The following is a 12,925-nucleotide window of genomic DNA, read 5'->3' on the forward strand; positions in this document are numbered from 1 at the left end:
CGGCGCGCTCAGGCACCCCGGCGGGTCGGCGGACGCGCCGACAGCGTCACGACGGCGCCGCCGCCGAGCGCGTCGGACATCGAGATGACCTTCGCCTGACGAGGCACGAAGACGGTGGCGAACGTGCTCAGGATGAGCGTCAGGAACAGCGGGGTCCCGAGGTAGGTGTCGCCCGCCTGCTGGAAGGGAGCGAGATCCGCGAAGCTCCCGCTCTCCGGTCGTGCGAGGCCCATGAACGCCAGGGCGAGCACGCCGAACAGGGAGTTGGCCCAGAACAGGAGCACACGTGTGGTGCTGGGCAGGGCCGTCGACGTCCCGCGGGTGACGTGACCGTCGGTGAGGACACGCCACAGCAGACCGGCGAGGATCGCCGCTCCACCGGCGAAGCCCAGCAGCGCGGTCGTGGGATCGTCCAGCAGTTCGCGGAAGCCGTACAGGATGCAGGCGCCCAGCAAGGCGACCACAGCGAGCAGGGGCGTCGGGTGCCGGAACCGGTGGATCGCACACCAGGCCAGGCCCACGACGGCGCCGACGGTCGCGAGGAGGGCGAGGCCGTCGGGCGTCGCCCGCACCCGGAGAACGCCGGACAACGCGTCCGAGGACAAGGCGGTGAGCAGGTCGTGAACGGTGATCGCGGTGAAGCATGCCAGCGTCGTCGCGAGAAGCATGCGTCCGCGGCGAGCGAGCAGAAGCGCCCAGGCGAGCGCGGCCAGACCGACGACGACGCGTACCCCGTGCGCACCGGCCGACGACGTCACCACATCGGTGACGCCTCCCAGCGCGACGATGAGGCTCCTGTCCTGGAGCAGCGTCGCCACCACGAGCACCGTGCTCAGGGGGATCATCAGCAAGGGCACGAAGGAGAGTCCCAGAGCGAGCGGGTAGAGGGCCCGGCCCCAGGTCTCCGACGACTCGCCGGGACCGATGAAGGCGCGTCGCGAGCGCCGGCCGGCGAACCACACGAGCGCGACCACGGCGGCGGCGAGGACGAGCTGCACCGCCGCGCCGACGGGTGACGGCGCGTCCGGGTCCGTCAGGTGGTACGCGAGCTGAACCCCGCGCACGACCAGCGCGACACCGATGGCCGCGAAGAGGACCCAGCGCCGTGCGACGTCCCGGATCACCGACGCCACCGCCTCGGCGGTCGTGATGGCCACCTGCGCCAGCGCCGCACCGGATGCCATGAGCGCCGGGAGGGACAGCGCCAGCAGGTACGACAGCAGGCCGAACAGCAATCCCGGACGGAAGTCGTAGCCGAACTGGAGCGATGTCCGCCCGCCCACGATCTGCGGGACCATCGTGCCGACGGAGATCAGCATCGAGACGACGAGGATGTCGATCGCGTGGAACCGGCTGCGCCGGCGCACGATCGTGTACACGACGAGTCCGGCGAACGAGAGGAGGCCGACGAGGGCGGCGGGAACGGACCCGGAGCCGCCGAACACGGTGAACTGGGAGATCACCATCAGCGTGACGAGGAGGCCGCCGACCTTGAGCGACCAGTGTGCGGCGAGCACCGCCGCCTGGAGCAGGCAGATGCACCACAGCGAGAGCATCGTCAGGACGGGAACGGCGACGACCGGGACGACCTGACTTCCGGTCCCGACGACGAGCTGCTGGGAGTCGCGGATCGGCGTGGCGAACAGCACCAGCAACGCTGTCGCGATGTACATCGCGACGCTGACGAGGCTGACGGCGCGCAACCCTGGCGACCACCCCGCCCAGTCCAGCCGGCCGTCGCGGAGAGGCTTGCCGAGGACGAGTCGTGGCAGTTCCATGAGTGCGACGGACAGCCGCCGCTGCGGCGCGGGACCGGTCACGGCGGCGTCCCGACCGCCAGCGCCCCGGTGGAGTCGAGGACGACGAAGCACGTCTCGCCCGCGGCCAGCCCCACGTCGGCGGCGGCGGGATCGAGCGACACCGGCCAGCGTCCGACGGCGGTTCCCGTCGTGTCCAGGGCGATGAGCGTGTCCCCCGACACGACGAGCGCGGCCCCGCCGTAGGCGAGCAGGGGTGCCCGGGATGGATACGCGGCGGTCCATACCTTGCGCCCCTGCGCCGAGATGGCGACGACCTCCGTCTCCGCGCCGAGGACGGTCTGGTCTTCCAGACAGGTCATGCTGTCGACGGAACCCGGTTGATAGTGGGACCAGGCGGTGGCCCCTGTGTGCGCATCCAGCGCCGTGATCCGGGGATTGAAGGCGTCGCCGGTGATGATGAGCCCGCCGCACGCGACAACCTGCGCCGGGGGATCGGGAAGGCTCCTCGCCCAGCGCTCGACCCCCGTCGCGGCGTCGAGGGCGACGGCGGCACCAGACGTGTCGACCGCGAACACCGTTGCGGCCGTGACGACGGGCGGGTGCCAGATCTGCGCGGGAAGGGCGGCACGCCAGAGCTGGCGCCCGGTGGCGATGTCGTACGCGGCGACGGTGCCGTCGAGGAAGGCGGCGACGAACGTCCGGTCGTCGACGCGGGCGAGATCGGTCGGGGCCACGTCCGGCGTGGCAGCGTCCCACAGGCGCAGCCCGCTCGTGGTGTAGGCGGCGAGCCGTCGCCGGCTCGTCGTGACGACGGTGACCTCACCGAACTGCGCCGTGGTGAGCAGGGTTCCGCCGGGATGGCCGCGCCACAGGATCTGCGTGCCGCCGCTCTCGGGGACGGCCAGGGCGACGAGGTCGTCGGTGTTGGCGGAGCCGTAGAGGTACAGATTGCGCACCACCATGGTGGGCGTGGTGCGCGGTTGCGTGCCGTACTGGGCGGACTGGCGGTGCGATTGCACGTGCCATCCCCGGAGGGTCGCGGGTTCGGTGAATCCCTCCGTGCCGACCGAGGAGCGCGGGTCGGCGTCGCTCGGCCAGTCGGTCACGCCTGTGAGAGTCTCGCCGCCGCGCTGCTGGGCGACGATGCCTCGCCCGCGGCACCACGTCGTGCTGCTCGTGCGCGTGGTGTCCCCCTCGATGCTCTGCCGCTCGGTGACGACGAGGCAGCCGCTGTCGTCCGTCTCGGCCTCGGCCAGGGTCAGGTAGCTCGTGGTGCGGATCTCGCCGTCGGCCGCGCGGATGCGCAGCGTCCCCGTCGACTGCCAGGCGGACCCGGCCGCGACGCCCAGCGGCAGGGCGGTCTCGGCATCGTCGTAGTAGTAGGTCGTCCCGTCGCGCATCTCGACGACACGGTGCAGTCCCCGCTCGTCGTTCTCCAGCAAGGTGTCGTCGGGACGCTGGAAGGTGGCCGCCGGGTACGTCTGGTAGGTGAGGCGCACGTAGTGGGCCCCGGTGAGACCGGCGTAGTCGATGGCGGCGTCGAGGAACTCGGCGGGGCCGCTTGCGAGGGCTCTGGGACCCTGCAGGCGAGCCCATTCGGCCGAGCGCACGGTCGCGGTCGCGGCGAGCAGTTCGCGGTGCCCGTCCTCGGGGATGTAGTCGCCCGCCCTGGTGAGGGGCGCTGTTGCGAGCGGACGGCTGGCGTAGACGGTGAGACCCGTCAGCAGGGCCAGCGACAGGCCCGCCAGCAGCAACGCGACCCAGGACGACTCCCGGCGTAGCCGGGGAGGCGCGACCGGCGGTGGCGCCCCGGGCAGCGGACCGGGCGCCTGCGCGGATCCGGGCCAGATCGGCGGCTGCACAGGGTCATCCTAGGACCGGGGGCGGCGGCCCGCCGTCCCGAATTCGACCGGCTGGCGCGGGTTTTCTCGGCCGGCTCGGGGAGCTGCCGCGGACCGAGCGGACCCGAGGTCTGTGCCTGGAAGAATGGGCGGGTGCAGTCGAAGTCGGGCGTCCCCGGAGTGTCCGCGTTGCCGCGGACGGGTGTCGGGATCCTCATCGGGCTGGTGGCGTCCCTGGCCTTTGCGGCGTCCGGACCCTTCGTGCGCTCTCTGTTCGCGGTCGGCTGGTCGCCCGGGGCAGCCGTGTTCTGGCGGATCGCCTGCGCGGCTGTGGTGCTGGTGCCGGTCGCGCTGTGGATGCTGCGCGGCCGGCTGTCCGACCTCGTCCGCGAGTGGCGAGCCGTGCTTGCCTTCGGTCTCGCGGCCGTCGCGACGCCGCAGTTGATGTACTTCGCGGCGGTGTCCCGCATGTCGGTGAGCATCGCGTTGCTCATCGAGTACATGGCGCCGGTGCTGCTGGTGCTCGTCGCATGGGCGCGGACGCGGCGGTTGCCGAGGCGGGCCGTCCTTTTCGGCGCGATCGTGAGCGTGGTCGGCCTGCTGTGCGTGCTGGACCTCGCCGGGGCGTCCCCGGATGCCCTCGGCGTGCTGTTCTCGTTCGGCGCGATGTTCGGAGCCGCGTCCTACTTCGTCCTGTCGGCGCGGCCGACTCGCCTGCACCCCGTCGTCCTGGCGGCGTTCGGCCTCGCAGTGGGTGCTGCGGTGCTCGGGCTGGCGATCTGTGCGGGCGTGCTCCCGTACGCCGCGCCGCTGGTGGACACCGCGCTGTTCGGCCGGATCGCTCCCTGGTGGGTGCCGCTGTCGGTGATCGCCCTGGTCGCGACGGCGCTGGCGTACGGCCTCGGGATCGCCGGCGTGTCCCTCATGGGGGAGCGGCTGGCGTCGTTCGTGGGCCTGTCCGAGGTGCTCTTCGCCACCGTTCTCGCCGCGTTGATGCTGGGGGAGGTGCCGAGCCTCGTGCAGGTGGTCGGCGCGGCACTGATCATCACCGGGGTTGTGCTCGTCCGCTTCGGTACGGGTGCCGGGACGCCGTCCGATACATCCGGTGCAGCGGCCGGTTGTGCCACGCCGGCCCGGTGTCGTAGACGCGATCCTCGGTGACGAACCCCTGCCGGGCGTAGAACCGCTGCGCACGGACGTTGCCGCCGACGAGCCACAGATAGGCGGGCAGTCCGCCGGGGAGGGCGAGGTCGAACAGTACCTGCCCGAGCCCTGTGCCGTGGGCGTCCGGTCGGGTGTAGAGATGGCTGAGCTGGTACGTGATGCCCTCCAGGGATGTCGGCGCGTCGGGTTGGGCCTCCCACCATTGCGGGAACGCCGACGACACGGCGATCCCGACGATCCGGCCGCCGTGTTCGGCGATCCAGGTGCGCTGCATGGGCTCCTCGCCGCGTCGCTCCGCGGCCAGGCTCTCGGCGAATCGCCGCGTGCACCGGGCCGTCTCCGCCGGGACGGCCGCCAGCAGTTCCCCGGCGAACTCCGGCGGCATCGTGTAGCTGTAGGTGTCGGCCACCATCTCCGCATCCGCCCGGCAGTATGCGGGGGCGTCCGCCTCGGTGGCGCGGCGGATTCGCAGCGAGCCGAACGCGACCTCGGTGTCGGGTGACAGGAACTCAGGCATGGTCCCCGGCGGCGGCGGTGAGCACCGGAGCCACGAGGGACGTCTGCCACGGACGTGCGCCGAGGGTGCGCAGCGCGTCGGCCCAGTCGCCGTCGCCGGGCGGGTCGTTCCACAAGACCCGGCGCAGGGTGTCGGGGGTGATCAGGTTCTCGACCGGCAGACTCAGATCGGCAGCGAGCGCAACGACGGCGGGTCGGGCGGTGTCCCAGCGGGCGGCCGCCTCCGGGTTCCGCGCCTCCCAGGAGCGCACGGGAGGCGGTCCGTCCTGCGGCAGGCTGCGCGGCGGCAGATCGGCACGCGGAAGGGACATCGCACGGCCGACGGCATCCAGCCAGTTGGGGAGGTGGCGCTGGTACTGACGCCGGCGCATTCCCGGCAGGGAGAGGACGTCGGCGCGGCCGATCTTCTGGACGCCGGGTTTCGCCAGGCCGGCGATCTCGACGACGACCCTGTCGGGAAGCAGCCGGGACGGCGCTTTGTCCATGCTGCGCGCGAGGATGTCCCGCGTCGCCCACAGCTCGGCCACGACGGCCAGAGCGCGTTCGGAGCGGAGGTGATGGATGCCGGACGTGCGACGCCAGGGATCGGTTCGCGGCACCGGAGGGGCGGTGTACGTGGTGAGGACGTGCGCGAACTCCTGGCGGGCCCACTCGTCCTTGCCTGCCGCCTCGAGACGCGTGGTGAGCCACTGCTTGAGGTCTCCGAGGAGTTCGACGTCGAGCGCCGCGTACACCAGCCACTCGGCGGGCAGCGGGCGCGACGACCAGTCGACGGCCGAGTACTCCTTGAGAAGCCGCACGCCGAGCGCCTCCTCCACGAGGGCGCCGAGGCCGACGCGGGGGAGCCCCAGGAGCCGGCCCGCGAGCTCGGTGTCGAACAGTTCGGACGGGATCATCCCGACTTCGGTGAGGCACGGGAGGTCTTGGGATGCGGCGTGCAGCACCCAGACGTCGTCCAGTGCCGCGGTGAGTTCGGCCAGGTCGGCGCGGGGCGAGCCGTTCTCGAGGGAGGCCGGATCGACGAGCCAGGTGCCGGCGCCCTCGCGCCGAACCTGGATCAGGTAGGCCTTGGCGGAGTACCGGAAGGTCTGGGCGCGTTCGGTGTCGATGGAGATCGGGCCGGTGCCGTCGCGTAGCGCCGCGATGCACTCGCCGAGGGCGGCAGGGTCGTCCACCACGGGCCGCAGCGAGTCCGCGGGGCCCGCGAGGATGGGCAGGCTCTCGTCGACAGTGGTGTCGGTCACCGGCGGCGCGGCGGGGTCCGGCGCGCGGGCATCATGACGACGCCCGTGGGCAGTGGTGGCAGCCCTGCGGTGGTGCACAGCAGCTCGGACCAGGCCATGAGGTGCGGCGTGATGCGAGGCACGGTGTCGAGGACGGGCGTCCAGGACGCGCGGATCTCGACCTCGGCGCGTCGTGGCTCTGCCGACATGGAACCGAACGAAGTGCTTTGCACGGCCGTCACGGTACCGCCCGGGGCCACGTAATCACAGCCCTGCCGGTCGAGAGACTCGGTCAGCCACGACCAGGCGACCTCTGCGAGGAGCGGATCGGTCGCCATCTCCGCGTCGACCTCGGCGTGCGCGTACGTCACGAACCGGAAGGCGCCCTCCCAGCTCGCGTTGCCCGCGGGATCGTGGAGGAGGATCAACCGGCCGGAGGCGAGTTCCTCGTCGGAGACCACGACGTCGGCGCTGACGGCCGTCGCGAACGGCGCGATCTTCTGCGGGGCGGGGAGGGGGCCGATGACCATCTCGGGCCGCCACGGCGCATCCGCCAGTTCCGCGAGGGCGCTCGTGAACGCCTCGGGGGTCAGGGACGTCGTGTGGGCGCTCATAGGGGAACAGTAATCAAACTGACCGGCAAGTCCGGGACGGCCACGCCGTCACCCCTTGTGCGAGCCGAGCTCGGCCTGCGTATCGGGATCGTCGGGTGCGAGCGTCAGCGAGACCGAGTTGATGCAGTAGCGCAGGTCGGTCGGCGTCGGGTATCCCTCGCCTTCGAAGACGTGGCCCAGGTGCGAGTCGCAGGCCGCGCAGCGGACCTCGGTGCGGGTCATGCCGAGCGAGTCGTCCGTGATGTAGCGGACGCGGTCCTCGGCCAGCGGTGCGTAGAACGACGGCCAGCCGCAGTGGGCGGAGAACTTCGTCGTGCTGCGGAACAGCTCGGCGCCGCAGGCCCGGCACCGATACACGCCTGGCGCGGTGGTCTCGACGTACTCGCCCGTCCAGGGGCGCTCGGTGCCGGCTTCGCGCAGGACGTGATACTCCAACGCGGAGAGTTCCTGCTTCCACTCTTCGGGCGTCTTGATGACGCGCAGGTGCGGGTCGGTCATGGAGGACTCCTCTCGTGCTGACGTCTCAACGCACCTAGCATGTGCGCTATGCCCGAGAAGGCCGTGGAATTCCAGGTGGGGGAGCGGGTCGTTCGTCTGTCGAGTCCCGACAAGGTGTACTTCGCCGAGCTCGGACTGACGAAACGGCAGGTGGCGGAGTACTTCCTGAGCGTCGGTCCCGGCATCCTCGCCGCGTTGCGGGACCGGCCGACGACGATGGAGCGCTGGCCCGGGGGCGTGCGCGAGGACGTCGTGGTGGCCACGCGCGCGGACCGGCGGGGCGAGGCGTTCTATCAGAAGCGCGCCCCGGCCAGTGTGCCGGACTGGGTGCAGACCGGGACGGTGACGTTTCCGTCGGGGCGGACGGCCGAGCAGGTGTGCCCGGCCGATCTCGCGACGATCCTGTGGATGGTCAACCTGGGGACGCTGCGCTTCCACCCGTGGCCCGTTCGGCTGCCCGACCTGGACGCCGTCGATGAGTTGCGGATCGACCTCGACCCTCAGCCGGGGACCGGATTCGGGGAGGCCGCGCAGGCCGCCGTCGTGCTGCGGGAGATTCTTGCGGAGGCCGGGCTGACCGGCTTCCCGAAGACGAGCGGCGGCCGGGGCCTGCACGTCTTCTGCCGGATCGGGCCGGCGACGTTCGTCGATGCGCGGCACGCGGTCATCGCCCTCGGGCGGGAACTGGCCCGGCGCGTCCCCGACCTGGTGACCATGAGCTGGTGGAAGGAGGAGCGCGGCGAGCGGGTGTTCGTGGACTTCAACCAGCTCGCCCGCGACCGCCTGATGACGTCGGCGTACTCGATCCGGCCGACGATCAGAGGGCATGTCTCGGCTCCGTTGGAGTGGGACGAGGTTGCCGGGACAGATCCCGCCGACCATACGATCCTCACGATGCCGCAGCGCTTTGCCGACCGCGGCGACGTGTGGGCGCCCTTCTACGCGCAGCCGCTCGGATCTCTCGACGTCGCGCTGGCCTGGTACGAACGTGACGCCGCTGCAGGCGAGGGGGAGATGCCATATCCACCCGAGTACCCGAAGATGCCGGGCGAGCCGCCGCGGGTGCAGCCTTCCCGGAAGAAGCGCGTTGGCTAGGGCGTTCGGTGTTCAGATGCGGTCGTTGCCGGTCGTTGTGTGGATGGCATGGTGCGTACTCTCCTGATGACCTGTAGGCGTGGTGGAGAGACTCGAAGATCTCGGCGCGTCGTTCGTGCGCGAGCTGCGCGCCGAGAAGCGCTCGCCCGCCACCATCCGGCTGTACACGCAGTCTGTCCGACTCTTCGCCGAGTGGCTTACCGTCCAGGCGCCAGTGCTGCCGCCGCGCGGGCCAAGGCCGCCGCGCAACGGCTGGACAGAGGCGATCGGGTCTGATGGTGAAGACATGACAGAGCGGGTTCTGGCAGAAGCTCGGTGCGAGCGCCGCGGGCACCTGCTTGCGCGGTTGTTGCAGAGAGCTCGGGTGCCGACCGCATCGGCAAGTTCACCGTCGGGAGCTGACCAATGTGTGTGGGGCGTCAACGCCGCCCGTGCCCGACCTGGGAACGTTGGACCGATGGGCAGAACAGGGGACCCCTCCCCCCATGGCCTCCCTCATCGGGGGGTCAGGCGGAGGTCGGTGTGCTCCGCTCGAACGGTACAGGGTCGGGGTCGAGACGGGAACGCAGCACGCTCACCTCATCCTCCAGATCCTCGATCCGAGCGAGGGCTGCCTCATAGGCGTCCACGGACAGCAGCACCCCGGCCGGCCGTCCGTGCCGCAGGATGTAGATCTCATGCTCGACCGCCTCGGTGAGCAGGTCACCAAGGCCAGCGCGAGCCTCACTGATGGGCACTATCCGGTCCATCTCACACCTCCCGGTAGATCGATCTGCGGTGGCCGACATTCGTGACGGTCACCACACGCACCGCATCGGGCACGGTGTAGACGACGCGCCAATCTCCGACGCGGACCCGGTAGGCGTCCACACCGGTGAGGTGGATCGCACCGTGCGGGCGAGGATCGTCCGCGAGAGCGTCGATGGCATCCTCGATCCGGCGCCGGTCGCGGCGCTCCGCTCGGGCCAGCGCCTTCGCTGCTGACCGCTCGATCGTCACCGTGTACCGCGTCATAACAATGTTACTACATGAATTTGGTACAAAACTCAATACAATGTGGGAGGAGTCTTGCCCAGGGTTCTTGGCAGCGGAACTCCGAGGACACGCCAACCAGGTGGTTCGTCGAGCCCGCACATGTGCACCAGCGGCTTGGCGTCCCTGAGCGCCTACTCCCACTCCTGATCGGTGATCATGTCGCTCATGTGTCACGACCTGGCGAGCACGGCTGCCTGCGACGCCACAGCGCTCATCGAGCGCGTCCCGGACAATGTCGGACTGCCTGCGTCCTGGCGTCGCGCGAGTGCATCGAGGCGAATCTTGGTGTCCTCGGACACGCGCAGGTTGAGCGCCGGGGACCGCCTTCCGGACGGTGACGAGCTGGGGGACGCTGTCGAAGCTGCCGCGGCGGATGGCCTGGGTGCTGCGCGGTGATACCGGTTGGGTACAGACTGTGGAGATGGCGAAGGCGATCACGATCACCCCGAAGACCCCGCTGTCCAAGGTGCTGCGGCTGCCTCCCGGCCCGGTGTCGCTCGAGGATCTCGATCCGCGCGCCCGTCACGGCTATCCCGGTGAGGGGAAGGACGATGCGCCGGCCCTCACCGAGGCTCTGGAACCGGAGCTCTCGGCGCTGCAGGAGCAGTTGTACGCGAACAGCGCGGGCGACGACGACTTCACCAAGCGGATCCTGCTGGTGCTTCAGGGGATGGACACGTCCGGCAAGGGCGGTGTGATCCGTCATGTCGTCGGCATGGTCGAGCCGCAGGGTGTCCAACTGGCGTCGTTCAAGACGCCCACCGCCGAGGAGCGGGCGCATCACTACCTGTGGCGGATCGAGAAGGCCGTGCCGGGGCCGGGCAGGATCGGTGTGTTCGATCGCTCCCACTACGAGGATGTGCTCATCGTCCGGGTGGAGAACCTCGTGCCCGTTTCCGAGTGGGGCTCGCGGTACGACGAGATCAACGACTTCGAGGCCAGGCTCGTGGCGGACGGGGTCACGATCGTCAAGTGCTTCCTCAACATCTCCTTCGAGGAGCAGAAGGCCCGCCTCGCCGAGAGGCTCTCCCGTCCGGACAAGTACTGGAAGTTCAACCCGGGCGACGTGGACGCTCGCCGGAAGTGGCCCGCGTACCAGGAGGCGTACAGGGACGCCCTCGAACGGTGCAACACCGAGCATGCCCCATGGTTCGTGATCCCGTCGGACCGCAAGTGGTACCGAAACTGGGCCATCGCGCAACTGCTGCGGGAGCACCTGATCGGGCTGGACCTCTCGTGGCCCGAGGCGGCGTTCGACGTGGCCGAGCAGAAGGCACGCGTGGCGGCGTCCTGAGTCGCCGCATTCCGGTGTGCCCGTGGGGAGTGACGACGCGAACGGGCGGCGCCCGTGGAGGGAGCCACCCGTTCGTGCGACCTGTCGCGGTGGGGTCAGCCGACCGTCCGGAGCGGTGGCGCCTGGACGTCCTCGCCCTCGAACTCAAGGAGCTCCATGGCGGCGAACGCGTAACGGGCGAGTGCGATGTCGAGCACGTCGGCGTGGGCGCCCAGGGGGGCGCTGACAGCGACCGCACCGAACCGGTAGGCCAGCTCGGCCTGCCGGTGGTATGCCTCGTCGGCGGTCAGGAAGAACGACCCGACCGCGATGTGGCGACGTCCCTGCGAGCGCAGGCTCTGAATGGCCTGGGCGCAGCTCGCGCCGGTTCCGTCGGCGACGGCGGTGAGACAGGGCAGCTTGTGGTGGGTGGACCACTGGCGGGCGCGCCGGGCGATGAGGGCATTTCCCCGCACATCGCCGCATCCCTCGCTGGACAGCACCAGGCCGTCCAGTTCGAGGGCCCGCGCGAGCCGCAGCGCTTCCCGCAGCCGCTCGTCGAGAATGTTCAAGAACGTGACCTCGGGGCCGAGAGGGCGGGACACCACGAAGCGCGCGGACGGATGCGCCGCGCGGACGCGACGCAACATCGCCTCCACATCGGGCCCGGCCTCGACGGCCTGGGTCAGTTGCAGCGGGACGAAGACGAACTCCTCGACCGACTGCCTGACCAACTGGCTTATCACCTGCGGCCCGCTGGGGGGGCAGTGGTCCAGGAACGCCGCGTTGATCGTGAACTCGGGACGCATCGCCTGCAAGCGCTGCCGCATGACGTGAACGACCTGAGCGACCTCTGGGTCGGGGCTTCCGCCTGCGACCATCACGAGGGCTGGAGCTGTCATCCGCCTTGCCTTCCTCTGGACGAAACCGGCTCCCTTGCCGTATTTGTTGCTGAGGCTGATATTCCTCTCAGCATGCGGACGAGCGCAAGTCCTTTTCGCTATCTGAGACGAAAGCTCAGCATGTGGGACGATGGTCGCGCATCTGTGCAAATTGGCTCCTGACAAGGGCAAAGACATCTCTGGCGTGGCATGGACCCGCCCCACCTCAGGGCTGCCGTACCTCGATTGGCGCCACTCCTGACCTTCGGCTATGGTGGACCGCGCACCTGATCGAGGTCGGTTGCGGACGTGGCTCAGTTGGTAGAGCATCACCTTGCCAAGGTGAGGGTCGCGGGTTCGAATCCCGTCGTCCGCTCGGAGAGGCTCTCGCCGCATCCACAGGCGGAGTTTCCCGTTCGGTGGAGTGGCCGAGAGGCGAGGCAACGGACTGCAAATCCGTCTACGCAGGTTCAAATCCTGTCTCCACCTCGGGCGGTTGGCGCAGTGGGAGCGCGCTTCCCTGACACGGAAGAGGTCACTGGTTCAAACCCAGTATCGCCCACCAGTGAAGCCCCTTAGAGATAAGGGGCTTCAGTGTTCTTGAGTGGACGCCTGGTCGCCGCATGGAGCAAACATGGAGCAGCCGTCAGCTACGCGGCGCTACGTGAGACTACGAGAGTCACCAGACGATCCCTCGCGAATGTCCCCTAAATGTAGGACATCCCCTTCCCTCTGAAAGAGTTGTCACTGACAATAGTTTCAGCTAGACTGGTGTCACAACTTAAGAGAGGAGGAAGCTTGGCTAGCGACCTGAAGAAGCTGTTCAGATCGCTCGAAGCGCAAGGGGCGCGGATCGAAACCGCCAAGAAGGGGTGGCTGATCTACCCGCCGGATAGATCACGGAGCATCGTGAGTATCCACAAGACGCCATCGGACCGCAGATCATGGGCCAACATGGTCGCGGAACTGAGGCGGAGCGGCTTCGAGGTCTGAGCAGCGGCTAGGGTGGGGGGCCCGATCAGCAC

General features: G+C 69.6%; 13 protein-coding genes and 3 tRNA genes. 7 read left to right on the forward strand and 9 right to left on the reverse strand.

The window, feature by feature from the left end; translation table 11 throughout:
- Window positions 1-8: 8 nt before the first annotated feature.
- Window positions 9-1,820 carry a hypothetical protein gene (locus G555_RS0107260; RefSeq protein WP_028708370.1) on the reverse strand — a complete coding sequence of 604 codons (1,812 nt, stop codon included), beginning with the start codon at window positions 1,818-1,820 and terminating at the stop codon, window positions 9-11.
- Window positions 1,817-3,622: an outer membrane protein assembly factor BamB family protein gene (locus tag G555_RS0107265; RefSeq protein WP_028708371.1), complete on the reverse strand. Its 1,806-nt coding sequence runs from the start codon at window positions 3,620-3,622 to the stop codon at window positions 1,817-1,819. The genes G555_RS0107260 and G555_RS0107265 overlap by 4 nt, the downstream gene beginning before the upstream one ends.
- A gap of 132 nt (window positions 3,623-3,754) precedes the next feature.
- Between G555_RS0107265 and G555_RS18550 the strand changes: the two genes are divergently transcribed.
- Window positions 3,755-4,762: an EamA family transporter gene (locus tag G555_RS18550; protein ID WP_036921559.1), complete on the forward strand. Its 1,008-nt coding sequence runs from the start codon at window positions 3,755-3,757 to the stop codon at window positions 4,760-4,762.
- Here G555_RS18550 and G555_RS21770 read toward each other — a convergent pair.
- Genes G555_RS21770 through msrB form a run of 4 tightly spaced genes read right to left on the reverse strand, consistent with a single transcriptional unit; the run spans window position 4,647 to window position 7,616 of the window.
- Entirely contained in the window at window positions 4,647-5,282 is a 636-nt protein-coding gene (locus G555_RS21770; protein ID WP_084634880.1) for a GNAT family N-acetyltransferase, read from the reverse strand. The genes G555_RS18550 and G555_RS21770 overlap by 116 nt on opposite strands.
- The gene (locus tag G555_RS0107280) at window positions 5,275-6,525 is read right to left on the reverse strand and encodes an HRDC domain-containing protein (RefSeq protein WP_084634882.1); all 1,251 of its coding nucleotides are present in this window, start codon (window positions 6,523-6,525) and stop codon (window positions 5,275-5,277) included. The genes G555_RS21770 and G555_RS0107280 overlap by 8 nt, the downstream gene beginning before the upstream one ends.
- Entirely contained in the window at window positions 6,522-7,118 is a 597-nt protein-coding gene (locus G555_RS0107285; protein ID WP_051208540.1) for a DUF3000 domain-containing protein, read from the reverse strand. Before G555_RS0107285 ends, G555_RS0107280 begins: the two co-directional genes overlap by 4 nt.
- Before the next feature lie 48 nt (window positions 7,119-7,166).
- The gene (msrB, locus tag G555_RS18555; RefSeq protein ID WP_051208541.1) at window positions 7,167-7,616 is read right to left on the reverse strand and encodes a peptide-methionine (R)-S-oxide reductase MsrB; all 450 of its coding nucleotides are present in this window, start codon (window positions 7,614-7,616) and stop codon (window positions 7,167-7,169) included.
- Window positions 7,617-7,664: 48 nt separating this feature from the next.
- Between msrB and G555_RS0107295 the strand changes: the two genes are divergently transcribed.
- Window positions 7,665-8,711 (forward strand): DNA polymerase domain-containing protein, encoded by a 1,047-nt coding sequence (locus tag G555_RS0107295; protein WP_036921562.1) that lies wholly within the window; start codon window positions 7,665-7,667, stop codon window positions 8,709-8,711.
- A 506-nt stretch (window positions 8,712-9,217) separates the two neighbouring features.
- Here the strand turns inward: G555_RS0107295 and G555_RS18560 are convergent.
- Together G555_RS18560 and G555_RS0107305 are read right to left on the reverse strand one after the other, a co-directional pair.
- Window positions 9,218-9,448, reverse strand: a complete 231-nt coding sequence (locus G555_RS18560) for a type II toxin-antitoxin system Phd/YefM family antitoxin (protein WP_169337875.1) — start codon at window positions 9,446-9,448, stop codon at window positions 9,218-9,220.
- Between the two features lie 13 nt (window positions 9,449-9,461).
- Complete coding sequence (locus tag G555_RS0107305) at window positions 9,462-9,725, reverse strand: type II toxin-antitoxin system RelE family toxin (protein ID WP_028708375.1); 264 nt, start codon at window positions 9,723-9,725, stop codon at window positions 9,462-9,464.
- Between the two features lie 442 nt (window positions 9,726-10,167).
- On the opposite strand from G555_RS0107305, the gene G555_RS0107315 reads away from it, so the two are divergent.
- Window positions 10,168-11,040, forward strand: a complete 873-nt coding sequence (locus G555_RS0107315; protein WP_051208543.1) for a PPK2 family polyphosphate kinase — start codon at window positions 10,168-10,170, stop codon at window positions 11,038-11,040.
- 95 nt (window positions 11,041-11,135) lie between these two features.
- Here G555_RS0107315 and G555_RS0107320 read toward each other — a convergent pair whose 3' ends face one another.
- The gene (locus G555_RS0107320) at window positions 11,136-11,921 is read right to left on the reverse strand and encodes a sirohydrochlorin chelatase (RefSeq protein WP_028708378.1); all 786 of its coding nucleotides are present in this window, start codon (window positions 11,919-11,921) and stop codon (window positions 11,136-11,138) included.
- 282 nt (window positions 11,922-12,203) lie between these two features.
- Between G555_RS0107320 and G555_RS0107325 the strand changes: the two genes are divergently transcribed.
- The 4 genes from G555_RS0107325 to G555_RS21775 all read left to right on the forward strand — a co-directional run bounded on the left by G555_RS0107325 (window position 12,204) and on the right by G555_RS21775 (window position 12,893).
- Window positions 12,204-12,276, forward strand: a tRNA-Gly gene (locus G555_RS0107325).
- A 42-nt stretch (window positions 12,277-12,318) separates the two neighbouring features.
- Window positions 12,319-12,389: transfer RNA gene (locus G555_RS0107330), tRNA-Cys, on the forward strand.
- Window position 12,390: 1 nt separating this feature from the next.
- Window positions 12,391-12,465: transfer RNA gene (locus G555_RS0107335), tRNA-Val, on the forward strand.
- A 233-nt stretch (window positions 12,466-12,698) separates the two neighbouring features.
- Window positions 12,699-12,893: a hypothetical protein gene (locus tag G555_RS21775; protein WP_084634888.1), complete on the forward strand. Its 195-nt coding sequence runs from the start codon at window positions 12,699-12,701 to the stop codon at window positions 12,891-12,893.
- Window positions 12,894-12,925 lie beyond the last annotated feature (32 nt).

Origin of the sequence: Propionicicella superfundia DSM 22317, from assembly GCF_000423465.1 — a bacterium.
GTDB classification, from domain to species: Bacteria; Actinomycetota; Actinomycetes; order Propionibacteriales; family Propionibacteriaceae; genus Propionicicella; species Propionicicella superfundia.